This is a genomic window from Vogesella oryzae (genome assembly GCF_902829295.1).
Taxonomy (GTDB): domain Bacteria; phylum Pseudomonadota; class Gammaproteobacteria; order Burkholderiales; family Chromobacteriaceae; genus Vogesella; species Vogesella oryzae.
Genome location: NZ_CADEPL010000032.1, coordinates 1 through 26,089 on the forward strand (window position 1 = coordinate 1; position 26,089 = coordinate 26,089).

27 protein-coding genes are annotated in these 26,089 nt (G+C 64.4%); 18 read left to right on the forward strand and 9 right to left on the reverse strand.

All coding sequences use genetic code 11. The features are described from left to right. Positions 1-29: 29 nt before the first annotated feature. Together HU218_RS12685 and HU218_RS12690 are read right to left on the reverse strand one after the other, a co-directional pair. Entirely contained in the window at positions 30-1,079 is a 1,050-nt protein-coding gene (locus HU218_RS12685; protein WP_174875307.1) for an HD-GYP domain-containing protein, read from the reverse strand. A gap of 120 nt (positions 1,080-1,199) precedes the next feature. Continuing rightward, a complete protein-coding gene (locus HU218_RS12690) occupies positions 1,200-1,640 on the reverse strand; it encodes an Lrp/AsnC family transcriptional regulator (RefSeq protein WP_174875308.1) in 441 nt (146 codons plus the stop codon). Positions 1,641-1,768: 128 nt separating this feature from the next. On the opposite strand from HU218_RS12690, the gene HU218_RS12695 reads away from it, so the two are divergent. Next, entirely contained in the window at positions 1,769-2,656 is an 888-nt protein-coding gene (locus tag HU218_RS12695; RefSeq protein WP_174875309.1) for a DMT family transporter, read from the forward strand. A 37-nt stretch (positions 2,657-2,693) separates the two neighbouring features. Here the strand turns inward: HU218_RS12695 and HU218_RS12700 are convergent, their stop codons facing one another. Further along, complete coding sequence (locus HU218_RS12700) at positions 2,694-4,304, reverse strand: methyl-accepting chemotaxis protein (protein WP_174875310.1); 1,611 nt, start codon at positions 4,302-4,304, stop codon at positions 2,694-2,696. A 385-nt stretch (positions 4,305-4,689) separates the two neighbouring features. Between HU218_RS12700 and HU218_RS12705 the strand changes: the two genes are divergently transcribed. From HU218_RS12705 to HU218_RS12725, 5 genes are all read left to right on the forward strand, one after another. Next, positions 4,690-7,194, forward strand: coding sequence for a bifunctional diguanylate cyclase/phosphodiesterase (locus HU218_RS12705; protein WP_174875311.1), 2,505 nt, complete (start codon positions 4,690-4,692; stop codon positions 7,192-7,194). A gap of 160 nt (positions 7,195-7,354) precedes the next feature. Then, complete coding sequence (locus HU218_RS12710; RefSeq protein ID WP_174875312.1) at positions 7,355-7,693, forward strand: zinc ribbon domain-containing protein YjdM; 339 nt, start codon at positions 7,355-7,357, stop codon at positions 7,691-7,693. 185 nt (positions 7,694-7,878) lie between these two features. Next, positions 7,879-9,405 carry a fumarate hydratase gene (locus HU218_RS12715; protein WP_174875313.1) on the forward strand — a complete coding sequence of 509 codons (1,527 nt, stop codon included), beginning with the start codon at positions 7,879-7,881 and terminating at the stop codon, positions 9,403-9,405. A 327-nt stretch (positions 9,406-9,732) separates the two neighbouring features. Next, the gene (locus HU218_RS12720) at positions 9,733-10,782 is read left to right on the forward strand and encodes a glycosyltransferase family 2 protein (protein WP_174875314.1); all 1,050 of its coding nucleotides are present in this window, start codon (positions 9,733-9,735) and stop codon (positions 10,780-10,782) included. Next, positions 10,779-12,353, forward strand: a complete 1,575-nt coding sequence (locus tag HU218_RS12725) for an ArnT family glycosyltransferase (protein WP_174875315.1) — start codon at positions 10,779-10,781, stop codon at positions 12,351-12,353. The genes HU218_RS12720 and HU218_RS12725 overlap by 4 nt, the downstream gene beginning before the upstream one ends. Here the strand turns inward: HU218_RS12725 and HU218_RS12730 are convergent. Continuing rightward, complete coding sequence (locus HU218_RS12730) at positions 12,316-12,708, reverse strand: GtrA family protein (RefSeq protein ID WP_174875316.1); 393 nt, start codon at positions 12,706-12,708, stop codon at positions 12,316-12,318. The two genes, HU218_RS12725 and HU218_RS12730, sit on opposite strands and share 38 nt — an antisense overlap. A 49-nt stretch (positions 12,709-12,757) precedes the next feature. Between HU218_RS12730 and HU218_RS12735 the strand changes: the two genes are divergently transcribed. Further along, positions 12,758-13,567, forward strand: a complete 810-nt coding sequence (locus tag HU218_RS12735; RefSeq protein WP_174875317.1) for a ChbG/HpnK family deacetylase — start codon at positions 12,758-12,760, stop codon at positions 13,565-13,567. 37 nt (positions 13,568-13,604) lie between these two features. Here HU218_RS12735 and HU218_RS12740 read toward each other — a convergent pair whose 3' ends face one another. After that, a complete protein-coding gene (locus tag HU218_RS12740; protein WP_174875318.1) occupies positions 13,605-14,057 on the reverse strand; it encodes an Lrp/AsnC family transcriptional regulator in 453 nt (150 codons plus the stop codon). 143 nt (positions 14,058-14,200) lie between these two features. Between HU218_RS12740 and ctlX the strand changes: the two genes are divergently transcribed. Then, the gene (ctlX, locus tag HU218_RS12745; RefSeq protein WP_174875319.1) at positions 14,201-15,148 is read left to right on the forward strand and encodes a citrulline utilization hydrolase CtlX; all 948 of its coding nucleotides are present in this window, start codon (positions 14,201-14,203) and stop codon (positions 15,146-15,148) included. On the opposite strand, the gene HU218_RS12750 is transcribed toward ctlX, so the two are convergent. The 4 genes from HU218_RS12750 to HU218_RS12765 all read right to left on the reverse strand — a co-directional run bounded on the left by HU218_RS12750 (position 15,132) and on the right by HU218_RS12765 (position 18,356). Continuing rightward, positions 15,132-15,830, reverse strand: a complete 699-nt coding sequence (locus HU218_RS12750) for an EF-hand domain-containing protein (protein WP_174875320.1) — start codon at positions 15,828-15,830, stop codon at positions 15,132-15,134. The genes ctlX and HU218_RS12750 overlap by 17 nt on opposite strands. A gap of 106 nt (positions 15,831-15,936) precedes the next feature. Further along, positions 15,937-17,061: an ATP-binding protein gene (locus tag HU218_RS12755; protein WP_174875321.1), complete on the reverse strand. Its 1,125-nt coding sequence runs from the start codon at positions 17,059-17,061 to the stop codon at positions 15,937-15,939. A gap of 13 nt (positions 17,062-17,074) precedes the next feature. Next, positions 17,075-17,782: a response regulator gene (locus tag HU218_RS12760; RefSeq protein ID WP_174875322.1), complete on the reverse strand. Its 708-nt coding sequence runs from the start codon at positions 17,780-17,782 to the stop codon at positions 17,075-17,077. Positions 17,783-17,843: 61 nt separating this feature from the next. Continuing rightward, positions 17,844-18,356: a hypothetical protein gene (locus HU218_RS12765; RefSeq protein ID WP_174875323.1), complete on the reverse strand. Its 513-nt coding sequence runs from the start codon at positions 18,354-18,356 to the stop codon at positions 17,844-17,846. A gap of 258 nt (positions 18,357-18,614) precedes the next feature. Between HU218_RS12765 and HU218_RS12770 the strand changes: the two genes are divergently transcribed. The 10 genes from HU218_RS12770 (at position 18,615) to HU218_RS12815 (ending at position 25,772) form a co-directional block, all read left to right on the forward strand. Further along, entirely contained in the window at positions 18,615-18,848 is a 234-nt protein-coding gene (locus HU218_RS12770; protein WP_174875324.1) for a DUF1272 domain-containing protein, read from the forward strand. Between the two features lie 122 nt (positions 18,849-18,970). Then, positions 18,971-19,876 (forward strand): EamA family transporter, encoded by a 906-nt coding sequence (locus HU218_RS12775; RefSeq protein WP_174875325.1) that lies wholly within the window; start codon positions 18,971-18,973, stop codon positions 19,874-19,876. Next, positions 19,873-20,331, forward strand: a complete 459-nt coding sequence (locus tag HU218_RS12780) for a GNAT family N-acetyltransferase (RefSeq protein ID WP_174875326.1) — start codon at positions 19,873-19,875, stop codon at positions 20,329-20,331. Before HU218_RS12775 ends, HU218_RS12780 begins: the two co-directional genes overlap by 4 nt. Before the next feature lie 27 nt (positions 20,332-20,358). Then, entirely contained in the window at positions 20,359-20,556 is a 198-nt protein-coding gene (locus tag HU218_RS12785; RefSeq protein ID WP_174875327.1) for a DUF1737 domain-containing protein, read from the forward strand. 26 nt (positions 20,557-20,582) lie between these two features. Further along, the gene (locus HU218_RS12790) at positions 20,583-21,518 is read left to right on the forward strand and encodes a GlxA family transcriptional regulator (RefSeq protein WP_174875328.1); all 936 of its coding nucleotides are present in this window, start codon (positions 20,583-20,585) and stop codon (positions 21,516-21,518) included. 119 nt (positions 21,519-21,637) lie between these two features. Continuing rightward, positions 21,638-22,591: a 23S rRNA (adenine(1618)-N(6))-methyltransferase RlmF gene (gene rlmF, locus HU218_RS12795; RefSeq protein ID WP_174875329.1), complete on the forward strand. Its 954-nt coding sequence runs from the start codon at positions 21,638-21,640 to the stop codon at positions 22,589-22,591. 208 nt (positions 22,592-22,799) lie between these two features. Further along, on the forward strand, positions 22,800-23,153 hold the full coding sequence (locus HU218_RS12800; protein ID WP_174875330.1) for a LysR family transcriptional regulator: 354 nt from the start codon (positions 22,800-22,802) through the stop codon (positions 23,151-23,153). Beyond that, positions 23,078-23,746, forward strand: coding sequence for a LysR substrate-binding domain-containing protein (locus HU218_RS12805; protein WP_174875331.1), 669 nt, complete (start codon positions 23,078-23,080; stop codon positions 23,744-23,746). Before HU218_RS12800 ends, HU218_RS12805 begins: the two co-directional genes overlap by 76 nt. 105 nt (positions 23,747-23,851) lie before the next feature. Continuing rightward, positions 23,852-24,964, forward strand: a complete 1,113-nt coding sequence (locus tag HU218_RS12810) for an NAD/NADP-dependent octopine/nopaline dehydrogenase family protein (RefSeq protein ID WP_174875332.1) — start codon at positions 23,852-23,854, stop codon at positions 24,962-24,964. A 37-nt stretch (positions 24,965-25,001) separates the two neighbouring features. After that, a complete protein-coding gene (locus HU218_RS12815) occupies positions 25,002-25,772 on the forward strand; it encodes a transporter substrate-binding domain-containing protein (protein ID WP_174875333.1) in 771 nt (256 codons plus the stop codon). Positions 25,773-26,089 lie beyond the last annotated feature (317 nt).

Below are 26,089 nucleotides of genomic sequence, written 5' to 3' on the forward strand. Positions count from 1 at the left end.
GGCGGTGGCAGCGGCGGTGGGCGGCGATGTCAGGCCGGTAGCGGCCACAGTGAACCCAGCTTCTGCAGGTGGCGAGCCTCCACCTGCACGGTCAGCTGGCTGGCGATGAGGCTGCTATCGGCATCCAGCCTTTGCTCCAGCTCGCGCAGCGGGGCCAGCAGCGGCAGGTTGAGCTGTTCGCCCTGCGCCACCACGATGGCGGTATCGCCGCTGGCCAGACGGACAAAGCTGCCGGTGGGGTAGACGCCGAGAATCTTGACCAGCTGTGCGGTATGTTGCGGGTCGAACTGCTCGGTACTCTGGGTATACAGCTGCGCCAGCGCCCGCTGCGCCGGCACCGGCTGGCGATAGCTTCGCGGTGTCAGTTTGGCGGTGGAAATATCGATCACCCGCAGCAGCTGTGCCAGCTCGGAAATCTGCTCCTGCGGCAGATGGAAGGGGTAGCCATTGCCGTCGAAACGCTCGTGATGCCCCAGCACGCACTGGTGCAGCAGCGGGCTGTCGAAGCCAAGCTCGCGCAGCAGTGCCGAGCTGACCAGCGGGTGGATTTGCAGTTGCTTGCGCTGGCTGGTGGTGAGGTGGCCTTCGTGGCGGGCCAGCTCGTTGTGCAGCCCGGACGAACCGAGGTTCATGCACAGTGCGGCCAACATCAGGCTGTGTTGTTCGTCTTCTGCCAGCTGCAAGGCGCCGCCGAGCAGACAGGCCAGCAGCGCGGCGTTGATGCCATGCTGGGCGGCGTAGTCCTGCCACGGGCACAGCATGATGGCGGCGATGGCGCCATCCGGGCTGTGTTGCGCCAGCGTTTGCAGCCGGGTCAGCAGGACGGCAATGTCCTCGCCCTGCAGCTTGGGCGGTTGCAGGTACAGCAGGCGGGCAAAATAGCGGGCCAGTACCTGCACTTCCTGCACGGCATCGAGCTGGTGCTCCGGCACCGGCGGCAAGGTCTTGTCCTGATGCGGGGCATACAGCCGCTGGCGGAATTTGTCGGTCAGGACAAAGTGCCAGTCGCCGCCTTGCTGCAGGCGGTTTTGCACGAACAGGCCATCGGGCAGACGGTAGTGGCTCGGATCGGTCGGCATGGCATCGCATCACTTAAGGTAAGGCTGGCGGCGTCCACTGCGGCAGCGCCAACTTGCAACTGTTCGCTAACATGACTTAACAATGTACCTTTAATGCCTGGTGAATGGAACCGCTGCGCGCTATGGCAACAGCGGCGGCAGCCGGCGCAGCACCGGGCTGGATTTGACGATGCTGGTGGCGGTGGTGGCCAGCTCGGCAAATCCGTCCAGAATCTCGTCCAGCTGGCCGATGTCGCGCAGCAGCAGGCGGGCGATGAAGCAGTCCTCGCCCGTCACCTTGTCGCACTCGGTGAACTGCGGCGTGGCGACGATGCGCGCCTCCAGCGCCTTGAGCTGCCCCGGCAGCGGGCGCAAACGCACGATGGCCTGCAGGGTATAGCCCCATTGCTGCCAGTCCAGCTCCGGGGTGTAGCCGCGGATGGCGCCGTGTTCTTCCAGCCGCTTCAGCCGTTCCGATACGCTGGGGCCGGACATCTTCAGCTGTCGTGCCAGCTCGGCAATGCTTTGCCGTGCATCCTGCTGCAGCAGGCCGGCCAGCTGCACGTCGATCCAGTCTTTCATGGCAGGCAATCCTGTCGATTTGGCGATATTTGCAAGGTAGCAAGCCGGTTTTGCCTTGCAAAGCCCATTCAGCCAGCTGCGCAGGCTGCTTATGCTGTTGCACACTAGTCGGCAAGGAGAGCTTGATCATGACGCAACAGAATTTACGCACTGGCGTGTGGCAGATGCTGGCCGCCATGGGCCTGTCCGGCACCATCGGCTGGTTCGTATTGCAATCCGGTCAGCCGGTATGGAACGTGGTGTTCGTGCGCTGTGTGCTGGGCGCATTGGGGCTGGGGCTGTATGCCTGGTGGCGTGGGCTGTGGCAGACGTGGCCGTTTACCCGCAACAGCCTGCTATGGTGCATTGCCGGCGGGGTGGCGCTGGTGAGCAACTGGCTGCTGCTGTTCAATGCCTACCACTACAGCTCGATCGGCATCGCCACCGTGGTGTATCACACCCAGCCGTTCTGGCTGCTGCTACTGGGCCGGCTGGTGCTGGGCGAGGCGCTGACCGCACGCAAGTTGGCCGCGGTGGCGGTGGCGTTCGCCGGCATGCTGTTCATCGTGCAGCCGGGGCAGGGCGAGGCAGGCGGGCTGCTCGGCATCCTGCTGGCGCTGGGCGCCGCCATGCTGTACGCGGTGGTGACGCTGATCAGCAAGCAGTTGCCGAAAACGCTGGCACCAACCCACATTGCCTGCGTGCAGACGCTGACCGGCGTGCTGTTGCTGTGGCCGCTGCTGGACAACGGCAGCCTGTGGGTAGCCGGGCCGCATTGGGCTTATCTGGCAACGCTGGGGCTGGTCCACACCACGCTGATGTACATCATCATGTATGCCGCCTTCCGTCAATTGCCCACGCACTGGATCGGCCTGCTGGGGTTCAGCTACCCGGTGGTGGCGCTGCTGGTGGACTACCTGGCCTACGGCCACCTGCTGGATGGCTGGCAAGTGCTGGGCGTGCTGCTGATCATTGCGGCCAACGTGTGGGGGCTGCAGCGCGCGCCAGCGCAGGTGGCCACGCCGGCTCGGGCCTGAGCTTGCCGCGCGGGCCGGCCTTAGCCGGCCGCGCGCGCTATACCCGGTACACCGCTACCTCGTGCTCCATGCTTTGCGACAGGTTTTGCAGCCGGCTGGCCAGCTGGGTCACATGCGAGGCGGCGGCGGAGTTTTCTTCCGCCATCTGTGCCACGCTTTCAACCTGGGTGGCGATGCTGTTGGCGGCGGTGCCCTGCTCGCGGATGGCATGGCTGATCTCGCCGACCAGGTGGCGGCTCTGCTCGGCAACATCGGCAATTTCCTGAATCGCGCCACGCGCCTTGCCGGCTTCGCCGACGCCGCTTTCCACGTTCTGCACCACGCCCTGCATCCGCACGGCTGCACTTTCCGATACCGTCTGGATGGCGCCGATGATGGCGGCGATCTCTTGCGTCGATTGCGCGGTGCGTTCCGCCAGTTTGCGCACCTCGTCGGCCACCACCGCAAAACCGCGGCCCATTTCGCCGGCACGGGCCGCCTCGATGGCGGCATTGAGCGCCAGCAGGTTGGTCTGGTCGGCCACATCCCGGATCACGTTCACCACTACCGCGATTTCGCGGGTGCGTTCCGACAGCTGGTTCATTTCGCTGGAGGCATGTTCGACCGCGCCGGCAATGCTTTCGATCGACTGGCTGGTGCCGGTGATCACCGCCGCGCCGCTCTGGGCACGACTGCCGGTGTCTTGCGCCAGGGTGTTGGCTTCCTGGGTACGGTCGGCCACATGGTTGATGCTGACGGTGATCTGTTCCAGCGCGGCGGCCATGGTAGAGGCCGATTCGCTCTGTGCATTGGAGCCGGAAGCCACCTGCTTGGCTGAGCCGGCCAGTTCGGTGGCCGACTGCGATACGTCGCGCGAGGCGCTAATTACCGTGCGCAGGCTGCCCTGCAGTTTTTCGATCAGCTGGTTGAACGCCGCCAGCATCTGGGCGATTTCGTCCTTGCCGCGTACTTCGCAGCGGGTGGTGAAGTCCAGCGATGCGGCCAACTGCTGGATGCTGGCCTGGCCACGCTGCACGCTGCCCACGACCTGGCGGTAGGTCAGCAGGCCCATCACCGCCAGCAGCGCAATCGACAGGATCGCTACGCCGGCGGCCATCATGCCGGCCTCGCTGCTGACAGCCTCTGCCTGAGCTTTGGCGTCAACAGCGGCCTTCTGGTTGTAGGCCAGATGTTCCTGGGCGACTTTCTGGACGGCAAGAAAGCGCTCGCGCATGGCGTTGGCCAGCTGTATCGCTTCTTCGGTCTTGCCGGCGGCAGAAGCGGCCAGCGCCGGTGCATACAGTTTGTCCAGCTCGGCCACGCCGTCTTCCAGCTGTTTCAGGTAGGCGGCATCCTTTTCGCCATCAACCAGCGGCTTGTAGTCCTGCAATGCCTTGCCGATGGCATCGCGATGACTGCGAACCGACTGTTCGATAGCCGGTTTCTGTGCCGGATCGGTGGCCAGGATATATGCCAGCAGCGAATTGCGCTCTTCCAGCAGCTCGCGGTTGAAATCCCCCAGCACCATCACACTGGGCATGGCGAAATCGCTGATCGTGTGCAACTGCTGGTTCATACGGCTGAATTGCAGGAAGGTGGTGGCTGTCATTAACAGCAGGCCGGCGATGGCTACCGAAATCAGCAGGGCAAGGCGCTGGGAAATGGTCATGTACGTCTCCGTGGTGACGGCAGTTGGTGTTTATTTCTAAGTTAATAACGTTTTAATTAGCAAGTAATAAACTGCAGCCGGAAAAGCCGCCTATCCGGCTTAGTATGTTTAAAACCTTGCATGTTGCATGCTCGGGCAGAAATCAGCCGAAATGGCACCGGCAGCGGCCGGAGTTTCTAAAGACCGGGTGTGGTGAACAATATGCGCAGGCACGACTCGCGCGGTGATTCGTGGTTGCCGGGGCGGCAACTGCCATTAATGTAGCTGCCGGACTTTACGCCTATATGTTATGAATCAGCCGTTACGGTGTGCCGCTGCGGCGTACCCGGGTTGGCACTGCCGGCCTGTTTTCTGATCACTTGCTTTGCCGTGGAACCGCCTTGTCATGATCCAACTGCCCGCCATGCCGCCATCCGCAACCAAGGTTGCGAGCAAGCTGTCACCGCTACAGCTGGCAGTACGGATCTGCATCCTGATCGGTGCTCTGTTGCTGTTGCAGTTGGTGTTTGCCGGCTGGCTGCGGCTGCCGGATTACGCTGCCATTCACACGCTGCTGGAAATCATGTCGATTGCCATGAGCCTGCTGGTGGCGGTGATGTCGTGGTTCAAGACCGACAGCAGCCGCCGTTTGCGGGTGATGGCGATCGGTTTCATGGTGGTGGCGGGGCTGGATATCCTGCACACGGTGTCCTATCCGGTGCTGCCGGCCTTCCTGGGACTCAATACCCCGCACAAGGCGATTGTGTTGTGGCTGGGCGCGCGTAGTGCCGTGGCACTGGCGATGCTGTTCCTGCTGTTGCCGGAGCGGAACCAGCGCAGCGCCGCGCCATTGTTGCTGGTGTACGGCCTGCTGTTTGCCGTGCTGGGGGTGGCCTATCACGGCAGCTTGCCGCTGCTGTTCGTGCCGGGGCAGGGCTTGTCGCCGCTGAAAGTGTTGCTGGAATGGCTGCTGGTGGGCAGTTACCTGTTGCTGGCCTGGCGCATTCAGCGCGCGGGGCCGGCGATTGCTGCCGGGCAATGGTTGGCCGCGGGTCTGCTGGTGCTGGCGTTTGGCGAGCTGTTCTTCTGCTTTTACCAATTGGTGGATGACCTGGCCAACGGCCTGGGCCATGTGTTCAAGGTGATCGGTCAGGCGTTCTTTCTGCGCGGGGTGATCGAGACCCGGCTGCTGCAACCGTACCAGCAACTGAATATCGAAAAAGCGGCGCACGAAGATGCGCTGGGGCGGCTGAATGCCTTGGTGGCGGGAGCGCCGCTGGGCATTCTGGTGGTGGATGCGGGTGGGGTGATTACCAGCAGCAACCACACCGCCGAAAGCATGTTCCTGGCCGAGCCGGAGGCGCTGGACGGACTGCTGGTGGAAGAGCTGGTGGCGGCGGAACTCCAGGCAAAGCATGTCAGCCACCGCGTTGGCTACTACACGGCGCCGCAAATCAAGCGCATGAGCGAACGGCAGGGATTGCAGGCGGTGCGTCGCGACGGCAGCAAGTTCTATGTCAACGTGGCGCTGGCGCCGCTGCAGTGGGGCGGGCGCATGTATACGCTGGCGTTTGTCAGCGATGTCAGCGCCGAGGTGCAGCAGAACCTGCAGCTGCAATGGCTGGCCGATCACGACGAGCTGACTTCGCTACCCAACCGCCGCGCCACGCTGGAGCGGCTGGCGGCGGTGGTGAAGCAGCCGGGGCAGGGCGCCTTGCTGGTGCTGAACATCGATGCGCTGGGGCGCATCAACCAGGTATTCGGTCACCGCGTCGGCGACGAGCTGCTGGTGGCGTGCAGCCAGCGCCTGAAAAGCATGCTGATGCCGGGCGAGGAAATCATGCGTCTGCAGGGCGACAGTTTTGCCGTGATCATGAGCGGGGAGAGCTGGATCGAGGCGCGCGGCGAGCTGTTGCTGGCGGCATTCGACCATCCGTTCCAGCTGGGGGACGAAGTCAGCCTGCAGGCCAGTGCTTCCGCCGGTTACAGCCGCTTTCCGCAGGATAGCCAGCAGCCGGACCAGCTGCTGCAATATGCGGAGCTGGCGATGGCCGCCGCCAAGCGCAGCGGCCAGCATGGGCTGAAGGCCTTCAATCCGGCGCAGCCGGCCAAGACCCGGCGCTGGCTGGAGCTGGCCAGCCAGATGCCCGCCGGCTTGCGGCAGGACGAGTTCTACCTGGTCTACCAGCCGCGCATTACCCTGGACGACAGCCAGGTGGCCGGTTTCGAGGTGCTGGTGCGCTGGCAGCCGCCATCCGGCAGTGTCAGCCCGGGTGAATTCATACCGGTGGCGGAGGAAACCGGCTTTATCCTCGAGCTGGGGCGCTGGATTTTTGAGCGCGCGCTGGCACAGCTGGCGGCATGGCAGCGCGAGGGCGTGTGTGTCGGCCGCCTGGCGATCAACCTGTCCACCCGGCAGCTAAGCGATAGCGGCCTGCCGGAGTTTCTGCTGCAGTGCTGCACCCGCCACGGCATCGAACCCTCGCAGCTGGAGCTGGAAATCACCGAAACCGCGGCGATGGAAAATCTGGAATGGGCGCTGCCGGTGTTGCAGCAACTGCGTTTCCTCGGGCTTTACATCGCGCTGGACGATTTTGGTACCGGCTATTCCTCGCTGGCCTATCTGCAGCAATTGCCGGTATCGGTGCTGAAGATCGACCTGGCCTTTGTGCGTAATCTGGATCGCGAGGAAGGGCGCGCGGTGGCACGTACCATCATCACCCTGGCGCAGAACATGGGCTGCAGCACGGTGGCGGAGGGGGTGGAAACCGAATCGCAGAAAGCCTGGCTGCTGGCGAACCACTGCGATGAAATGCAGGGCTTCCTGGAAGCGAAGCCGTTGCCGGTAGAAGCGGTAGCCCCCTATCTGCAGCACAAGCGCGCCGCCGGTCAGCAGGCGCTGCAGCTATAGTCTGCGTTCGGTCGCGGCCGGTTTTAGGCGCCGGATTTAACCCCTCTGTTGGTAGGGCGACTGGCTAATACCCTGCCTGCTGCCGCATAATGCCCGCTTTCTTACCGCGGGTGCATGCGGCCAACGTCGTATCAGCCCGCCAATCGTTCAAGGTATTTGTATGAGCCAGCTGCCCAATTGTCCGCAATGTCATTCCGAGTTCACTTACGAAGACGGTAGCAACTACGTTTGCCCGGAATGCGCGCATGAGTGGCCGCAAGTGGCTGCCGAAGAAACCGAAACTGCGCGCGTAATTCGCGATGCCAATGGCAACGTGCTGCAGGACGGCGATAGCGTTACCGTGATCAAGGACCTGAAAGTGAAGGGGTCCTCGCTGGTGGTGAAAGTCGGCACCAAGGTGAAGAACATCCGTCTGGTGGACGGCGATCACGACATCGATTGCAAGATCGACGGCATCGGCGCCATGAGCCTGAAGTCGGAGTTCGTCAAGAAAGCGTGATGCCTGCCATCGCTTTACCAAGCCGGTCGCCAGCGACCGGCTTTTTTGTTGCCGCGCCGGCCATACCCTGCCGGCTGCCGGCACGGGGCTGTCGTCGCGGCAGTAGCGAACGATGGCGCAGCGCAGCGTAACTCCCTAAAATGGGCGGGCTAACCTGAAACAGCCCCACGCTGGAGATCGCAACAATGACCATCATCCGTCAGGAAGACTTCATCCAGAGCATCGCTGATGCCTTCCAGTACATCAGTTACTACCACCCGAAAGACTATATCGACGCGCTGTATCAGGCGTATCTGCATGAAGAAAGCCCGGCGGCCAAAGACGCCATGGCGCAGATCCTGATCAACAGCCGCATGTGTGCCGAAGGCCATCGTCCGATTTGCCAGGATACCGGCATTGCCGTGGTGTTCCTGAAAGTGGGCATGAAAGTGCAGTGGGACAGCACCCTGAGCGTGCAGGAGATGGTCAACGAAGGCGTGCGTCGCGCCTACCTGAACCCGGACAACAAGCTGCGCGCCTCGGTGCTGCTGGATCCGGCCGGGCTGCGCAAGAACTCCAAGGACAATACCCCGGCGGTGGTGCACTTCGAGATCGTCGAAGGCGACGGCGTGGAAGTGATCTGTGCCGCCAAGGGCGGCGGTTCGGAGAACAAGTCCAAGTTCTACGCGCTGAACCCGTCCGACAGCATCGTCGACTGGGTGATCAAGACCGTACCGACCATGGGCGCCGGCTGGTGTCCGCCGGGCATCCTCGGTATCGGTATCGGCGGCACGCCGGAAAAGGCGATGCTGCTGGCGAAAGAATCGCTGATGGACCACGTCGACATCCATGAGCTGAAGGCCAAGGCCGCCAGCGGCGCCGAGCTGAGCCGTGTCGAGCAGCTGCGTCTGGAAATCTTCGAGAAGGTGAACGCGCTGGGCATCGGCGCCCAGGGCCTGGGTGGTCTGACCACCGTGCTGGACGTGAAGATCCTCGACTACCCGACCCACGCCGCCAGCCTGCCGGTAGCGATGATCCCGAACTGCGCCGCCACCCGTCACGTGCATTTCCACCTGGACGGCAATGGCCCGGCCAAGCTGGAAGCGCCGAAGCTGGAAGACTGGCCGGAAATCACCTACGACAGCTCCAACGGCAAGCGCGTGGACCTGGACAACATCACCCCGGAAGAAGTGGCCAGCTGGCAGCCGGGCGATGTGCTGCTGCTCAACGGCAAGATCCTCACCGGCCGCGACGCCGCGCACAAGCGCATGATCGACATGCTGAACAAGGGCGAGAAGCTGCCGGTGGACTTCACCAACCGCTTCATCTACTACGTGGGCCCGGTTGACCCGGTGCGTGACGAAGTGGTTGGCCCGGCTGGTCCGACCACCGCCACCCGCATGGACAAGTTCACCCGCCAGATGCTGGAGCAGACCGGCCTGTTGGGCATGATCGGCAAGGCCGAGCGCGGCCAGATCGCCATCGACGCCATCAAGGACAACAAGGCGGTGTACCTGATGGCAGTGGGCGGTTCCGCCTACCTGGTGTCCAAGGCGATCAAGGCATCGAAAGTGGTCGGCTTCGAAGACCTGGGCATGGAAGCGATCTACGAGTTCGAAGTCAAGGACATGCCGGTTACCGTGGCGGTGGACTCCTGTGGCACCTCGGTGCACAACACCGGTCCGGCCGAGTGGCGCGTCAAGATCGGCAAGATTCCGGTCAACGCCGGCTAAGCTGTCTGCTGCGGCCAACGTTGGCCGCATGACACAACGCCCGCCCGTCACAAGGCGGGCGTTGTGCTATCCGGACGCATGACAGGGGTTTTCAAGCATTTGCTTTCAGACCTTTACCGGTAGCGGCGGTGGACATCGTGTTGCCATGCCGAGGGGGCAGTAGCTGCCTGCTCAGGCATGGGGCACAATAGCGGCCCCGACCTTGTCCTCCGCGCCGCCGTTGCCTGCGACAGCCGTTTTTTAAGAAAGCGTTAAGATGCTGCCGCTATGGTGCGCCGGTTTGCGCCCCCGCGCAGCGGCTACCCGAATGCAATCTGGAGCTTTGCCATGCTTGATGCTGCTACCCCTACCTGCCGCCTGTCATCTCCATTGCGTCGTAGCACGGTGGGCATGGTGCCGCGTCCGGAGACGCTGGCGGGCGTCGCCGTCAGCTGCATCGTGCCCGGGCTCAACGAGCACGACAATCTGGCACAACTGCTGCCGCAACTGTCGGCCTTGCTGGAACAACTGGGTACCCGCTGGGAAATCATTATGGTGGATGATGGCAGTACCGATGCCACGCCGCAGCTGATGGCGCAGTGGACGCAGCGCCCGGGCTTCGGCTACGTGCAGCTGTCGCGCAACTTCGGCAAAGAGGCGGCGCTGAGCGCCGGTCTGGAAGCGGCACAAGGCGAGGTGGTGATCCTGCTGGATTCCGATATGCAGCATCCGATCTCGCTGATTCCAGTGCTGCTGAGTCGCTGGCTGGAAGGCTACGACAACGTGTACGCGGTACGCGAAAACCGCGATGACGAAGGGCCGGTCAAGCGCATGGGCTCCAGCCTGTTCTACGGCCTGCTCAGCAGCACGCGCGGTGTGCGTGTGCCGCCGCATGCCGGTGACTTCCGCCTGCTGGACCGCACGGTGGTGGACGCCTTGCTGCGCTTGCCGGAGCGCACCCGCTTCATGAAAGGGCTGTATGCCTGGGTAGGGTTCGCTTCCATTGCGGTGGACTACACCCCGGACGAGCGCCTGCACGGCAGCAGCCACTACAGCATGTTGCGGCTATTGCGGCTGGCGTTCGATGGCCTGACCGCCTTCACCACCTGGCCGCTGCGCATGGTCAGCCTGCTTGGCTTCCTGCTGGCCATGCTGTCGGTGGCGTATGGCCTGTATCTGGTAGTGAATTACTTTATGCACGAGCACCCGCTGTCCGGCTGGACCACCATCGTGACGCTGCAGCTGTTCTCGGCCGGCATCATCCTGATTTCCATCGGCATCGTCGGTGAATATCTGGCGCGGGTGTTTGACGAGGTCAAGGGCCGCCCGCTGTATCTGGTGCGGCAACATCTCCCCAGCCGGCTGTCCGCGCCGGCCCACGACAAGGAAAACGAATGACTCCCCAGCCACGTGATTGGCTTGCCCGCCTGCAGGCACTGCCGTTGTCCGGCATGCTGCTGCTGGTGTTTGCCTGGCTGGCGTTGACCGCCGGTATCCGCCCGCTGATGCTGCCGGACGAAGGACGCTATGTCGGTGTGGCCTGGGAAATGCTGTCCAGTGGCCGGCTGGCAGTGCCGCTGCTGGACGGCATGCCGTTCTTTCACAAGCCGCCGCTGTTTTACTGGCTGACGGCTTTCGGACTGAAGGTTTTCGGCCTGAATGTCTGGGGCGCGCGGCTGGCCTCCATTCTCGGCGGCACCGCCGGTGCCATCAGCCTGTGGTGGTTCCTGCGCCAGCATGTCGGCCAACGTCCGGCGCTACTGGCCTTGCTGGTGCTGGTGACGCAGCCGTTCTTCTTTGCCGGTTCGCAGTTTGCCAACCTCGACATGCTGGTGGCCGGCATGATTTCCGCCACTATCGTGCTGGCCGCGCATGCAGTGCTGCTGGCCGAGCGCGGGCAGGCTTACCGCGGCGCCTTGGCGCTGGCCTATCTGTTTGCGGCCCTTGGCATGCTGGCCAAAGGCTTGATCGGCTTCGTGCTGCCAGGTGGGGTGCTGGTGCTGTGGGTTCTACTCACCCGCCGCTACCGCGCCATTGTTACCCTGCTGTGGCTGCCGGGCATCGTGCTGTTCCTGGCTGCCGGGCTGCCGTGGTTCGTGGCGATGCAGCAGCAGTATCACGGCTTTTTCGACTACTTCGTGATCTACCACCATTTCAAGCGCTTCTCGCAGACCGGCTTCAACAATAGCCAGCCGATCTGGTTCTATCTGCCGGTACTGCTGCTGCTGACGCTGCCGTGGTCCTGGCGGCTGTGGCCGATGCTGCGCCAGGGGCGGGCACCGGCCGGCATGGCGCGGGACGTGCAAGCCTTGTTGTGGTGCTGGCTGGGGCTGATCCTGCTGTTCTTCTCGTTGCCGGCGTCCAAACTGGTGGGTTACATCCTGCCGGTAGTGCCGCCGTTTGCCGCGCTGCTGGCGCTGAGCATGGGGTGGGGGGCAGAGTCTCGCGGCAACACGGTTGGCCGCGCCTTTGGCTGGCAACTGGCGCTGGCCGCCAGCCTGTGTGTGGTCGCCGTGGTGGCGGTGTCGCGTCATGAAGGCGAATCGGCGCACGTACTGGCGCAGCAGATGCATGGCCAGATGGCTGGCGGCGACCGGCTGGTGATGCTGGACGAATACCAGTATGACTTGCCGTTTTATCTCAAACTACAGCAACCGGCGTGGGTAATCAGCCGCTGGAACGATGCGGACATCCCGCTGAAAGACAACTGGCGCAAGGAATTGTATGACGCCAGTCTGTTCGACCAGGCGGCCGGCAAGCAGACCTTGCTGACCTCCAGCGATTTTGCCGCCCGGCTGTGCGACAAGTCGATCGGTGGAGACTGGTGGCTGTGGGGGTATGGGGATGATGCGACGCGCTACCCGTGGCTGGCCCAGCTGCCGGCGCTGCTGGCGCACGGCAAGCAGCGCGTGTGGCGGCTGACACCGGCGATCAGGCAGGCTTACTGCGGAACACCCAGTAACGGCTGAGCAGAAAGGTAATCACCGCCATGCCCAGCAGCAGCAGGAAGAGCAGCACGTCGTAGCGCAACACCTGCAGGCGCAGCAGCAGCGCGTAGGCGGCTTCGTTCACCGCGAAGCCGCCGGCCGACACCAGAAAGAAACGGCGACAGGCATGCCACAGCCCGACGCGCTGGTGGCGGAAGGTCAAGCGGTAATGGCCGCTGAATGACACCACGAAGGCAGTAAGCCAGCCCACCACATTGGCCAGCAGTGGCGGCAGATGCGCCAGCTCGACGCAGAGTACGGCGATCAGCCAGTGCGTGGCTGCCGCTGCGCAGCCGACCACAATGAACCAGCTAGCTTGTTTGAAGAGTCGAGACATGAACAATTGCAACCGGTCCCCGGTAACGGAGCACGCGGCTGGGAAGAAAATGGCAGCGCGCATCGTAATCTGTGCCGACGATTTCGGCCAGTCGCCCGCCATTAATGATGGCATCGTGCAGCTGGCGCAGCAGGGACGGTTGAGCGCGGCCAGCTGCATGACGCTGGCGCCGGCAATGAGCTATCGGCTGGACGAACTCAAGGCCAGCGGCATCGCGCTGGGCCTGCACCTGAACTTTACCCAGCAGCTGGGGAGCGAAGGCTATGTGCTGCCGCTGGCGTCGCTGATCGTGAAAAGCTATCTGCGCTTGCTGGACCGCACCGCCATCGCCCGCGAGATTGCCCGCCAGCTGGATGCTTTCGAGCAGCATGTTGGCCGCGCTCCGGATTACGTGGATGGCCACCAGCATGTACACCAGTTGCCGCAGATCCGCGAGGCGCTGCTGCTACAGCTGCAGCAACGCTATGCCGCGCAGCCGCCATGGTTGCGCAACACCCGCAGCAGCCGCGCGGCGAGCATGCCGGCCAGCTATGCGCGCAAGGCGCGCATCATCGCCATGCTGGGCAGCGGCATGCTGCAGCGTCTGGCGCGCCAGCGCGGCATGACCATGAATGCTCATCTGCTGGGGGTGTACGATTTTGCCGCCAGTGCCGACTATCCGGCGTTGCTGGAAGCCTGGCTCGCCAGTGCCGGCGACGGTGATTTGCTGATGTGCCATCCGGCTGCAGCCGCCACTGCCGGCGATGAACTGGGCGAGCAGCGGGTGCGCGAGTTCGCCGCGCTGGCCGCGCCGGAGGGGCTGCCGCAGTTGCTGGCGCGTTACCGGCTGCAAGTTGGCCGCCTGCCGCTGGCTCACTGATGACAGTTCCCTTGCCCGCAGGGTGGCAGGCAGGCGCTTAACGCTGCCCCAGCTTGATCTGCTGCAGCTGCGGGCTGCTGACGATGCGCGCAATGCGGAAGCGGGCATCGTCCAGCCAGCTGCCGGACAGCTCGCGAAAGTGCGCCAGGTCGCGGCAGCTGACCCGTAGCTGGTAATCGAACTCGCCGCTGACCAGCCAGCAATCCTCTACCTCAGCGCAGTCGCGCATGGTCTGCTCGAACGCCAGCTGCGCGCTGCGCCCCAGCTTGTCGCCCAGTGCCACTTGCGCCAGTACCACCACCCCTTCCGGCTGCGGCAGGACCACATCGGCATGGTAGCCGCGGATATAGCCGGCCTGCTCCAGCTTGCGCACCCGTTCCTGGCAGGGGCGGGCGGTCAGGTGCACCTGTTCGGACAGTGCCTGATAGGTGATGCGGCCGTCCCGGCGCAGGATGTCGAGGATTTGCCGGTCGATGCGGTCCAGTTGCATGGCATAGGCAGCGGAAACCGCTGCGGCGGGAAATGATAACGACGGCAAGTGTGCGTCAGATGCCCCTGTTTCGTCGTTTATCAATGCGACACCTTTTGCACAATCCCCCCATGTTCACCACCCGGCCAATGTTGCCCCGCATCATGCAAACTACTTCCCGCGTCCTGATGGTTCGTCCCTGCCGTTTCGGCTTCAATCCGGATACCGCCGCCAGCAATGCCTACCAGCAGGCGGTGCTGGAACCGGCGGCAGCGCAGGCGGCGGCACTGGCCGAGTTCGATGCCTATGTCGGGTTGTTGCGCCAGCATGGCGTGACGGTGGATGTGTTCGATGACACTGCAGAGCCCCACACGCCGGATTCCATTTTTCCCAACAACTGGTTCTCTACCCACACCGACGGCAGCCTGTACTTGTACCCGATGGAGGGCGTCAACCGCCGGCTGGAGCGACGGGTGGATATCGTGGCCTGGCTGCGCGGGACGTTCGACGTACGGCGGCTGGTGGATCTGTCGCCGGCGGAGCGGCACGGGCGCTATCTGGAGGGCACCGGCAGCATGGTGCTGGATCGTACGCACCGCCGGATCTATGCCGCGCTGTCCAGCCGTACCCATCATGAAGAGCTGCGGCAGTTTGCCAGCCGCATCGGTTATCAGGTGACGGCGTTTACCGCCACCGATGCGGCCGGGCGGCCGATCTACCATACCAATGTGCTGATGTGTGTCGGCCCGACGTGGGCAGTGGTGTGTCTGGAGGCGGTGGCGGATGCCGAGGAGCGCCATGCCCTGCAACAGCAGCTGGCGGCCGATGGCAAGGAGGTGATCGCCCTCAGCCGCGAACAGGTGGTGGCGCTGGCCGGCAATATGCTGGCGCTGCACAATGCCGCCGGCGAGCCGCTGCTGGTGCTGTCACAGCGCGCGCATGCAGCCCTGACGCCGACCCAGTGCCAGCAGTTGGCCGCACATGGCCGGCTGGTGACGCCGGCCATTCCGGTGATCGAGACGCTGGGCGGCGGCGGCGTGCGCTGCATGCTGGCCGAGCTGTTCCTGCCGGAGCACCCGGTCGCGCCGGCGAGCTTTACGCGTCGATACTGATCTGCTGGCTGATGATGGTGATGTTGGCGCCGTCGTACTGGCGCAGCATGCCCATCAGCCGCTGCAGTGCCTGCGGCGCGATCAGCTCGTTGCTGTTGTCGCTGCTGCCGGCGCTGGCCTCCTGGCTGCGCTGCGTCTGCTCGAAGGCGATGCTTTCCTGGAAGCTGACCTTGCCGTCGCCGTTGCTGTCCGCGCTGTCAAAGTTGGCTGCCAGGCTGGCAAAGCGGTTGGCCGCAGAGGTGTCGCCGCTGCTGGCGGCATCACTGGCCAGCGAACTTAGCTGTGACTGGTCCAGACCGCCATTGTCATCCTTGGGCGGCGGTGGCGGCGGCATGCCGCCGGCCATCATGTCCGGCATGCCCTGCGTGCGCATGGCGTTGAATTCGTCGCCCATCTGCGCCTCGATTTTCTTCAGCGCCGAGGAGACTTCTTCCTGGGTCACCTTGCCGTCGTTATCACTGTCCAGTGCCTTGAACAAGGCCTGGCCGTCGGTGGTGGTATCGCCGACGCTGCTCAGTGCCGAGCTAAGGTCGCTGGCCTGGATGTAGCCCTGGTTGTTGGTGGCCAGTTGCTTGAACAGATCGGCGGCCATTTCGTCGGCATTTTGCCGGCGCGGTCGCGGACCCTGGGTGGCAGGCATCGTATTCTGATAGCCGCCGTAACTGCCGATTGCACTAGTCATGATGCATCTCCCTGTTGCGAGGTTACGGGCACACGTGCGCCCGTCTTACCGCACGGGCAGCCGCTAGTGTGCAGGCATCATGTCTATTGCATGTATTGGCTTGGTATCAGGCTTGATACAAAGTGGCGGCGGTATTCAGCGGCAATTCCAGCCGGGCGGTGAGTCCGCCTTCCGCAGCATTGAACAATTCCAGTTTGCCGCCCATGCGTCGCGCCGCATCGCGGGCGATGGAGAGGCCAAGGCCGGTGCCGCCGGTGTGGCGATTGCGCGATTCCTCCAGCCGTACAAACGGCTCGAACACGTGCTCCAGCTGCTGCTCCGGAATGCCCGGGCCGTGGTCGTGGATATCGATGCGCAGCTGGCCGTCACTGCACAGCAGGGTAATGTCGGCGGCACCGCCGCCGTAGCGCATGGCGTTTTCCAGCAGGTTTTCCAGACAGCGGCGCAGGCTGGCCGGCAGGGTGTAGACGCGGTCGGCATGGCCGCTGGTGCTGACATTGTGGCCCAGCTCGCCGGCGTCTTCCGCCATCGCCTGTACCAGCGCGGTGACGTTCAGCCATTGCCAGGCTTCCTCCTTGGCATCGTCACGCAGGTAGGCCAGGGTGGCATCCAGCATGGCGGCCATGTCGTCGATATCCTTGCCGAGCTTGGCTTGCAGTGCCGAATCTTCCAGCTGGGCGCTGCGCAGGCGGATGCGGGTCAGCGGGGTGCGCAGATCGTGCGATACCGCAGCCAGAAAGCGGCTGCGCTCGGCCATCTGCTGGCGCAGCTTGTCCTGCATGCGGTTGAACAACCGCGCGGCCTGGCGGGTTTCTTCCGGCCCGGCTTCCTCGACCGGCGGGGCTTGCAGATTGTCCCCCAGCAACGCGGCAGCGTGTGTCAGCTGCTGGATGGGGCGGACCAGCCGGCGGGCGCCATACCAGGCCAGCAGGCTGATGATGGCGAGGGTAACCAGTTGCGCCAGCCAGAAGTCCGGCGGGAAATGCGGGCGGTTTTCCCGCGGCGGCGGCGGGCGCAGCAGGGGCGTGCCTCCCGGTGGCAAGGTTGGCCGCACGCTGCCAGGCGTCGGCTGGCTGCTGGCCGGCGGCGGCGGGAAATCACGCGGCTGGGGCGGACCGAGATACCAGAACAGGCTGGTCATCACCAGGTGGGAGGTGAGCAGCACCGCGACCACCAGACCGAACAGACGGGTGAATACGGTATCGGGAAGCAGCCGGAGCAGGCGTTTCATCAGGGGGTTCCTGTCATTCCACTTTGCAGTCGAACAGATAGCCTTCGCCGCGCACGGTTTTCAGCAGCCGCGGCGACTTGGGGTCATCGCCCAGTTTCTGGCGCAGGCGCGAGACCAGCAGGTCGATGCTGCGGTCGAATGCCTCGATGGTGCGGCCGCGGGCGGCATCCAGCAGCTGCTCGCGGCTGAGTACCCGCTGCGGGCGCTCCAGAAACACGCACAGCAACCGGTATTCGGCATGCGACAGCGGGATCAGTACCTGTTCCGGTGTGGTGATCTCGCGTTTGATGTGGTGCAGCGTCCAGCCGGCAAAGCGGACTTCCTGCACTTCCAGCGGCTGCAGCTGGCGCTTGCTGCGGCGCAGGATGGTATGGATGCGCGCCACCAGCTCGCGCGGATTGAACGGCTTGACCACGTAGTCGTCGGCGCCCAGCTCCAGCCCCACCACCCGGTCGGCCGCCTCGCCGCGTGCGGTCAGCATCAGGATCGGCGTTTCGCCCTGCTGGCGGATGTGGCGGCACAGCGTCAGGCCATCTTCGCCCGGCAGCATCAGGTCGAGAATGATCAGGTCGAAGCTTTCCTGCTCCAGGGCGGTCTGCATGGCGCTGCCATCTGCCACCGTGGTGCAGGTCATGGCGTAGCCCTGCAGATAGTCGGCTAGCAGGCTGCGGATATCCGGATCGTCATCGACAATCAGCAGGCGTATGGTTTGGGTTGACATAGCGTATTCCGTGGCTGGGGTATGGGCTGGTACCGCGGCGCGCTGGGCGCCGCAGCCGGCCTTACGGTCTGGGCTGCTCGCCCTCGCGTGGCATGCCGGGTGATGCGGGCGGCATGTTATCACCCGATTGCGCCAGCAGGTATTGTCGTACCAGGCTTGCTTGCTGCGCAGACAGGCTGTCAAAGAAGCTGGCCCACTCGCTACCGGTAAACGGGGCGTCTTTGGCGGCCGGCTGGGCATCGCGCAGCGCCACGCTCAGCGGCACTTTCGGATTGGACAGATTAGCACGCAACGCGGCCTGTGCCTGCTGTGCGGCGCGGCGCTGCGCCACCATGCGCGCCAGACGGGCGGTTTCCGCCTGCTGCCACAGCATTTCCTGGCGGGCGCTCAGCTGCAGTTGCGGCAGCAACGGTTCCAGCGAGCCCGGCTCTGCGTGCATGCGGCCTTCGGCGTGCGGTGGCGGGCAGGCGCCGGGGGCTGCATTCGGCGGCAACGGCTGGGCGGCAATGGCGCTGGCGGCCAGCAGGCTGGCGCACAGGGCAAACAGGCTGTGGCGAAGGGTCGGGTGTGACATGAGTTTTGGCTCCGTGTAGGGGGCAGTACGCCCGTCAGCCTGCAGTGTTGCAGCCGGCGTTATCACGCTGTTGTCGGCTTTGTATCATCGCGCTTACAGCCTGCGGAGTAGGGTGCGATGGCGCAATCTGTCCGTTAGCGGGCCGGATGTTGCCTCGTCAGCCGTGCCGGTGATGCGCAGAATGATGCTATCGATTGACCTGACCCAGGTGGCGAACTGTCCTGTTCCGACCTCGCCGCCGCTGATGAGGAGTCTGCCATGCTGGCCTTGCGTCCCGGCTGTGAACAATGCGACCGCGATCTGCCCGGCGATAGCGCCGAGGCACTGATCTGCAGCTTCGAATGCACCTTCTGCCGCGACTGCGCGGCGGCCATGCAGCACCAGTGCCCAAACTGCGGCGGCGAGCTGCTGCCACGGCCGCGGCGCAGCGGCGCCCGGCTGGCGGCCAACCCCGCCAGCAGCGTGCGCGTGTTCCAGCCGCGCCGGCTGTAACCACTGCCGGGCGAACACACTGTTGCTGTTGCCACTGGCATTGGCGCGGTAAGGTGGGGGCGTCTGGTTGGCGCCGCCAGGGGCGGTCCATCTTTTTGAGTGCGGTTACGGGAGTGCAGGCCATGAACTGGCAAGACCGTCTGATTGCCCTCGCCATCGTGGCGGTATGGGGTTTCAACTTTGTGGTGATCAAGTGGGGCGTCGCCGGCGTGCCGCCATTCCTGCTGGGGGCGCTGCGCTACAGCGCCGCCGCCGGCATCGGCCTGCTGTTCGTGCGCCGCCCGGCCCTGCCGTGGCGCTGGCTGGCGCTATACGGCGTCACGGTCGGGCTGGGGCAGTTTGCCTGCCTGTTTACCGCCATCAAGCTGGGCATGCCGGCGGGCCTCGCCTCCATCGTGCTGCAGTCGCAGGCATTCTTTACCCTGCTGATCAGCCTGCTGTGGCTGCGTGAAAGCTTCACCCGCTGGCAGCTGGCCGGGCTGGCGGTCGGCAGCTTCGGCTTGTACCTGATCGGCGGTCTGGGCGCGGCGGGCCTGCCGCTGGCAGGTTTCCTGCTTACCCTGTGTGCGGCACTGAGCTGGGCATTTTCCAACGTGGTGGTGCGCCGTATCGTCGCGGCCGGCCACAAGCCGGACATGCTGGGGCTGGTAGTGTGGAGCAGCCTGGTGCCGATCCTGCCGTTCTTCGGGCTGTCGGCGCTGACCGAACAGGCGCAGATCGACTGGTCGCTGGTGTTCAGCAGCAAGAGCCTGTTCGCCGTCGCTTACCTGGCACTGATCGCCACCCTGTTCGGCTACGGCCAGTGGAGCAAGCTGCTGGCGCGGCATGCGGCCAACGTGGTGGCGCCGTATTCGCTGCTGGTGCCGTTGTTCGGCGTGCTGTCCTCGGCGCTGGCGCTGGGGGAGCGGCTGAGCTTCTGGCAGCTGGCCGGCGGTGCGGTACTGCTGGGCGGACTGGCGATAAATGTGCTTGGTCCCCAGCTGGTCGCGCTGCGGCGTTCGGGGGCCATGGCCGGGGGACGGGCATGAACGGTCTGCTGGTACGCGCGCCCCGGGTTGACGACCAAGCCGCCTGGCGCAGGCTGTGGGATGGCTATCACGCCTTTTACGGCCGGCAAGGGCCGACCGCGCTGGATGCCGGGCAGATTGCGCTGACCTGGCAACGGCTGCTGGACGAGGCCGAACCGATGCAGCTGCTGCTGGCAGAACTGGACGGCCAGCTGGTCGGACTGGCGCACTGTATCTACCACCGCAACACGCTGCTGCCGCAGTACGCCTGCTATCTGCAGGATCTGTATACCGCCCCGCAGGCACGCGGGCAGGGGGTGGCGAGGGCGCTGATCGCGGCGGTAGAAGCCGCTGCCCGCGCGGCCGGCTGCCCCAGCGTGTACTGGCATACCCACCAGGACAATGCCACCGCCCGTCGCCTGTACGACAGGCTGGCGGCGAATACCGGCTTCATTGTTTATCGCGCCATGCTGTGAGCGGCGCCCGACTCAAGGACTCTCTGCATGAAACTGTACCGCCTGCTGACCGGCCCTGACGATGCCGCCTTCTGCCATCGCGTAAGCGAGGCGCTGAACCGTGGCTGGCAGCTGCACGGCAACCCGACGCTGACCTTCAACGGCGAGCGGGTGATCGCCGGCCAGGCCATCGTCAAGGAAGTGGACGGCGACTACGCGCCGGAGATCAAGCTGGGCGAGTTGTAGTCCGGCATTACGCACAGGTTGGCCGCATGCAAGACATCTGGTTTCTGCTCACCCCGCGTTACCTGGCACTGGATTTCGTCGGCCCGGCCGAGGCATTGCGCATGGCCATCGACGAGGGCGCGCCGTTCCGCCTGCACGTGGCCGGCCCGGCGCGCGAATGCGTCAGCTCGCTGGGGCTGGCATCACTGATCGACCCGCTGCCGGACATCCTGCCTAGCGGCAGCCTGGTGCTGCTGTGCGGCACGGTGGACGAGGATGCCGATTACGCCACGCCGGAGGCGCAGCAACTGGTGGCGTGGCTGCGCCGGCACATCACGCCGCAGGTGCAGCTGGCCACCATCTGCTCCGGTGCCTTGCTGGCCGGCATGGCCGGGCTGCTGGATGGCCGTGCCTGCACCACCCACCACAGCATCGTCGCCAAGTTGGCCGCAGTGGCGCCGGCGGCGCGGGTGCTGGACAACCGTATCTATGTCGAGGACGGTAACATCGCCACCTCGGCCGGCATTACCACCGGCATGGATCTGGCGCTGACGCTGATCGAACGCCACGCCGGTGCCGATATCGCCGGCCGCGTGGCGCGGCGCATGGTGCTGTATGCGCGCCGTGCCGGTGACGATCCGCAGCTGTCGCCGTGGCTGGCGTTCCGCAATCACCTGCATCCGGCGGTGCACCGTGCGCAGGACCTGATCGCGCGCGAACCGGCGCAGCGCTGGCCGGTGGAAGTGCTGGCCGAACGGGTGCACCTCAGCCCGCGGCATCTGACGCGGCTGTTCCGCGAGCAGGCCGGTGTCGGCATCGTCGAATACCAGCAGCGTTTGCGCATCGCCGTGGTGCGCCAGTTGCTGCAGCAGGGCAGCAGCGTGGAGCGCGCGGCGGAGGGCGCCGGCTTCGCCTCGGCGCGCGACCTGCGCCGGGTGTGGCACAAATACCAGCCGGGCAGCCCCGGGCAGCACGGCGGCTAAGCCTGTAAGTCAGCGGCATGCGCCGTAGCACGCCGGCCGGCCACACAAAGGTTGGCCGCAGTCCTGCAGCGCGGGCCAGAAATCCGTACAATCCGCCGATTGATCTTGCGGTACCTGCCATGACTACTCCTGCTTCCGACAGCAAACCGGGCCTGCACTTTCGCAGTGCCCATCGCAACCCCTACGATTTTGCCGCGCTGATCGCGGTGAACCCGGAGCTGGCCGAGTTTGTGCGTCACAACGAACACGGTATCGAAACCGTGGACTTCCACAATCCGGCGGCGGTGAAGGCGCTGAACCGCGCGCTGCTGATGCATCACTACGGCGTGCTGTTCTGGGACATTCCGCCGGGCTACCTGTGCCCGCCGGTACCGGGCCGTGCCGACTACCTGCACCACGCCGCCGACCTGCTGGCCAAGAGCAACAAGGGCACCATCCCCAAGCGTGTCACCGTGCTGGACGTGGGCGTGGGCGCCAACTGCATCTACCCCATCGTTGGCCGCAGCGTATACGGCTGGCGTTTTGTCGGTTGCGATATCGACCCGGATGCGCTGCGCATGGCGCGCCTGCTGGTGGATGCCAACCCGCAGCTGAAGAGCGGCCTCAAGCTGCGGCAGCAGACCAATCCCGCCGACGTGTTCGACGGCATCATCAAGCGCGACGACCGTTTCGACCTGACCATCTGCAACCCGCCGTTCCACGGCTCGGCGCAGGAAGCCGACGCTGCCGCACGGCGCAAGGTGGCCAACCTTACCGGCCAGCGCATGGCCAATGTCGAGCTGAACTTCGGCGGCAAGCATCACGAACTGTGGTGCGACGGCGGCGAGGAATACTTCCTGGCCACCATGGCGCGCCAGAGCGTGCGCTACGGTCACCAGGTGGCGTGGTTCAGCTCGCTGGTGTCCAAGGTGGACAATGTGCGCGGCCTGCAGCGCGAGCTGGAAATGTGCGACGCACGCCGCGTGGTGGTGCTGGAAATGGCGCAGGGCAACAAGGTCAGCCGCGTGGTGGCGTGGACCTTCCTCGACAAGGAAGAAATGGCCGAGTGGCGCGAAACGCGCTGGGAGAGCTGATCCGTCGTGCTGCCGTGACAATGAAAACCCCGCCGGCTGGCCGCGCGGGGTTTTTTGTTGCCTGCCGCCGGGAGCCGCATCTGTCGCGCGGCGCGGAAGCTGTTTACCATGCCTGCCGTGCCACCGGGAGCCTGTTGCTGTCTGCGGCGGCACACCGTGAATACGGCAACGCGGGATGTTACCCAGGCAAGCCTCAGCAGGAGCGGATATGAAGTTTCAGCAGATCAGCGCATTCAAGGCTGTGATCGAATTGGGCACGGTGACGGCTGCGGCCAACTATCTGCATATTGCGCAACCGGCGGTGAGCCGGCTGATTGCTTCGCTGGAGGAGGCGGTGGGCTTTCCCCTGTTCGAGCGCATCAAGGGGCGTTTGCAGCCCACCTCGCAGGGGCGGGCTTTTTATCTGGAGGTGGACCGGGCGTTTGTCGGGATGGAACGGCTGCGCCAGAGCGCCAGCACCAGACTGCCGCTGTGCTGCTGGCGGCGATGCCGCTATTGTCCAACCTGTTCCTGCCGGAAGCGCTGCGGCTATGCCTGCAGCAGGGCTTTCAGGGGGCGATGACGCTACAGACCTTTCGAAGTGAGGAAGTGCTGCAGCGGGTAGCCATCCAGACCTGTGATATCGGCTTTGCGCTGGGGTGCGAGGCTGGCGAGGGCATGAGCGGGCTGCGGCTGCGCTGCGACAGTGTCTGTCTGCTGCCACCGGCGCATCCGCTGGCGCAGTTGCACCGGCCGCTGACACCGGGCGATCTGGCCACCACCGTGCTGATCCGCAACGAACAAGACCCGGCGCAGCAGCTGCTGGATCATGTGTTCCGCCAGGCCGGCATGCATCGGCATGACCCGATCGAAGTGTCCTTCGCCAGTGCCCTCGCCAGTCTGGTGGCGGCCGGTGTTGGCGCGGCGGTCACCGATCCGTTTACCGCCCATATCGCCCGCAACCAGAACGAAGCGGTGACCATTCACCGCTTCGAGCCGGCGCTGCCGTTCGAATTCCTGATCCTGCTGCCTACCTTGCGGCCGCTGGCGCCGTCGACCCATGTGTTTCTGCGCGCCTTTTTCGAGCTGGCGCGCGAGGAGGGCATCCTGTTGCAGGTGGAGTACCTGCCGCACGGCGAGGCGCTGTTCGGCGGTGCGCCGCCGTGGCTGCCATAAGCCATCCATAACGTTGCGGCATGGATTCAGCTGGAAATAGCATTTTTTCTGGTTATGGAGTTTGGCCAAGATGGCACTGAAGATCACTCACCAGAGATTCAGTCCATGTCATCGCTCCGCGTTTCTGTTCTCGGGGCCGGCAATGCCGGCCTGACCGCCGCCTACCACCTGAGCCGCGAAGGGGTGGAAGTCTGCCTGTATGGCGCCCCCGGATTCGATCAGCAGCTGGCTGTCATTGAAGAGCTTGGCGGCATCACCGCCTTGCCGGCGCTGGATGGCGAAGCGCTGCAACTGGCCGGCCACGCGTCGCCGCACACGCTGACCCGTTCGCTGGCCGAAGCCGCCGCCTTTGCCGATATCCTGCTGCTGCCGGTGCCGTCGTTTGCCCAGGAAGCGCTGTTTCTGGCGCTGTTGCCGCATCTGCGCAGTGGCCAGCTGATCTGCCTGATGCCCGGCAATTACGGCTCGCTGGTGTTGCGACGCTTGCAGCGGGAGCATGGTTATGCGGCGCTGGATCTCACCTTTGTCGACTGCATTTCCATTCCCTGGGCGACGCGGATTGTGGCGCCGGCACAGCTGGCCATCTTCGGCATCAAGCGCCACCTGCCGGCCGCCGCCTTGCCGGCCAGCCGCACCGCGGAGGCACTGGCGCGGCTGCAGCCGCTATTGCCGCTCCCCCTGACCCCGCTTGGCAATGTGCTGGAAGCCGGGCTGGAGAACATCAATTTCGGCGGCCACCCGCTACTGACCATCTGCAGCATGGGGCTGCTGGAAAACAGTGCTGGCCGCTTCAGCTTCTACCGCGATTGCTGCTCGCCGGGCGTGGCGCGTGCCGCCGAGCAGCTGGATGCCGAACGGCTGCAGGTTGGCCGCGCGCTGGGGCTGACACTGCGCAGCGAGTTGGCCGCGATGAACGATCTGTACGGCACGCAGTTTGACAGCGTGCTGGCGCTGAACCGGCAAAGCGACACCCACAGCAAGCTGCATAGCGCCCCGGAGGGGCCGCAGTCGCGCTACATCAGCGAAGACGTGCCCTATCTGCTGGTGCCTTGCCACGAGCTGGCCCGCCTGTGCGGGCTGGCGACCCCGATTCTGGATGCCTGCCTCAATCTGGCCGGCGCCTTCAACCAAACCGATTACCGCCGGCATGGCCGGACGCTGGCCAGCATGGGCCTGGCCAGCACTGCACCGGATGCCTTGCTGGCGGCGCTGGACTGATTCGGGCGGTAATCTCACAACGACAAAGGAGAACATCATGAACACACCGATCAAACAGCTGGCATTGGCCGGCATGCTGCTGGCGATGCTGGGCACGGCCCAGGCCGAGACGCTGCGCTTTGGCATGGACGGCAATTACCCGCCGTTCACCAGACAGGGGGCGGATGGCAATCTGCAAGGCTTTGACGTGGATATCGCCCAGGCGCTGTGCCAGGCCATGCAGGTGACCTGCCAGATCGTGCCGCAGGACTGGGACGGGCTGATCCCCGGGCTGAACGCCAATAAATACGATGCCATCCTGTCCTCGATGTCGATTACCGCCGAGCGCAAGAAGGCGGTGGATTTCACCAACAAGTACTACCATGTGCCGGCGCGCATGATCGCCAAGGTGGGCACCAGCATCGGTGCCAAAGACTTCAATGGCAAGCGCATCGGCGTGCTGCGCGCTTCGACCCAGGAAAAATATGCCCGCGATGTGTGGGGCAGGAACGGCGCCAGCATCGTGGTGTATGGCAAGGCGCCGGAAGCGTTTCTGGATCTGAAGTCCGGGCGCGTGGACGGGGTGTTCGTCACCAGCGAAGTCGGTGACCAGGACTTTATCCAGACCAAGCAGGGGGTGGGCTATGCCTTTGTCGGCGCGCCGATCACCGATGCCCGCTACTTTGGCGAAGGCGCCGGTATCGCGGTGAAGAAGGGCAATGCCGGGCTGGTGCAGCGGCTGAATCAGGCCATCAGCCAGATCCGCAACAATGGCAGCTACGGCAAGATTCAGAAAAAGTACTTCTCGGCGGACATCTTCGGCGATTAAGCCGGCGGTTCCATCATCCGGCACGCAAACACGCCCTGCGGCCAACCTTGTCTACCGGCAAGGTTGGCCACAGGGCGTGTTGCTGTCGGGGCTTATTCCGGCTGGCCGGCGGCCGCCGCGGCGGCGCGCAGCTTGTCCTTCTTTCTTCTGTCCCTTATACAAATCTGTCGCTGCCGACTATACACAGGGTGGTGAGCTCGAAGAGAGCATGTTCACATTAAAAAAAAAACTCAACTATGACTAGAAACAGTGGAACTACAAGTTGTCAAAGCATGAGTGATATCAATAACGCAAGTGGGTTACTATAGTGAAGATGA

Coding starts and splice junctions, on each gene's coding strand:
- rlmF (WP_174875329.1), top strand. CDS start 21,638: ATGACTACTCCTGCTTCCGACAGCAAACCGGGCCTGCACTTTCGCAGT.
- HU218_RS12770 (WP_174875324.1), top strand. CDS start 18,615: ATGCTGGCCTTGCGTCCCGGCTGTGAACAATGCGACCGCGATCTGCCC.
- HU218_RS12740 (WP_174875318.1), bottom strand. CDS start 14,057: ATGCAACTGGACCGCATCGACCGGCAAATCCTCGACATCCTGCGCCGG.
- HU218_RS12785 (WP_174875327.1), top strand. CDS start 20,359: ATGAAACTGTACCGCCTGCTGACCGGCCCTGACGATGCCGCCTTCTGC.
- HU218_RS12700 (WP_174875310.1), bottom strand. CDS start 4,304: ATGACCATTTCCCAGCGCCTTGCCCTGCTGATTTCGGTAGCCATCGCC.
- HU218_RS12815 (WP_174875333.1), top strand. CDS start 25,002: ATGAACACACCGATCAAACAGCTGGCATTGGCCGGCATGCTGCTGGCG.
- HU218_RS12790 (WP_174875328.1), top strand. CDS start 20,583: ATGCAAGACATCTGGTTTCTGCTCACCCCGCGTTACCTGGCACTGGAT.
- HU218_RS12720 (WP_174875314.1), top strand. CDS start 9,733: ATGCTTGATGCTGCTACCCCTACCTGCCGCCTGTCATCTCCATTGCGT.
- ctlX (WP_174875319.1), top strand. CDS start 14,201: ATGCAAACTACTTCCCGCGTCCTGATGGTTCGTCCCTGCCGTTTCGGC.
- HU218_RS12735 (WP_174875317.1), top strand. CDS start 12,758: ATGGCAGCGCGCATCGTAATCTGTGCCGACGATTTCGGCCAGTCGCCC.
- HU218_RS12810 (WP_174875332.1), top strand. CDS start 23,852: ATGTCATCGCTCCGCGTTTCTGTTCTCGGGGCCGGCAATGCCGGCCTG.
- HU218_RS12715 (WP_174875313.1), top strand. CDS start 7,879: ATGACCATCATCCGTCAGGAAGACTTCATCCAGAGCATCGCTGATGCC.
- HU218_RS12705 (WP_174875311.1), top strand. CDS start 4,690: ATGATCCAACTGCCCGCCATGCCGCCATCCGCAACCAAGGTTGCGAGC.
- HU218_RS12780 (WP_174875326.1), top strand. CDS start 19,873: ATGAACGGTCTGCTGGTACGCGCGCCCCGGGTTGACGACCAAGCCGCC.
- HU218_RS12750 (WP_174875320.1), bottom strand. CDS start 15,830: ATGACTAGTGCAATCGGCAGTTACGGCGGCTATCAGAATACGATGCCT.
- HU218_RS12730 (WP_174875316.1), bottom strand. CDS start 12,708: ATGTCTCGACTCTTCAAACAAGCTAGCTGGTTCATTGTGGTCGGCTGC.
- HU218_RS12695 (WP_174875309.1), top strand. CDS start 1,769: ATGACGCAACAGAATTTACGCACTGGCGTGTGGCAGATGCTGGCCGCC.
- HU218_RS12755 (WP_174875321.1), bottom strand. CDS start 17,061: ATGAAACGCCTGCTCCGGCTGCTTCCCGATACCGTATTCACCCGTCTG.
- HU218_RS12800 (WP_174875330.1), top strand. CDS start 22,800: ATGAAGTTTCAGCAGATCAGCGCATTCAAGGCTGTGATCGAATTGGGC.
- HU218_RS12725 (WP_174875315.1), top strand. CDS start 10,779: ATGACTCCCCAGCCACGTGATTGGCTTGCCCGCCTGCAGGCACTGCCG.
- HU218_RS12760 (WP_174875322.1), bottom strand. CDS start 17,782: ATGTCAACCCAAACCATACGCCTGCTGATTGTCGATGACGATCCGGAT.
- HU218_RS12690 (WP_174875308.1), bottom strand. CDS start 1,640: ATGAAAGACTGGATCGACGTGCAGCTGGCCGGCCTGCTGCAGCAGGAT.
- HU218_RS12710 (WP_174875312.1), top strand. CDS start 7,355: ATGAGCCAGCTGCCCAATTGTCCGCAATGTCATTCCGAGTTCACTTAC.
- HU218_RS12685 (WP_174875307.1), bottom strand. CDS start 1,079: ATGCCGACCGATCCGAGCCACTACCGTCTGCCCGATGGCCTGTTCGTG.
- HU218_RS12765 (WP_174875323.1), bottom strand. CDS start 18,356: ATGTCACACCCGACCCTTCGCCACAGCCTGTTTGCCCTGTGCGCCAGC.
- HU218_RS12805 (WP_174875331.1), top strand. CDS start 23,078: ATGCCGCTATTGTCCAACCTGTTCCTGCCGGAAGCGCTGCGGCTATGC.
- HU218_RS12775 (WP_174875325.1), top strand. CDS start 18,971: ATGAACTGGCAAGACCGTCTGATTGCCCTCGCCATCGTGGCGGTATGG.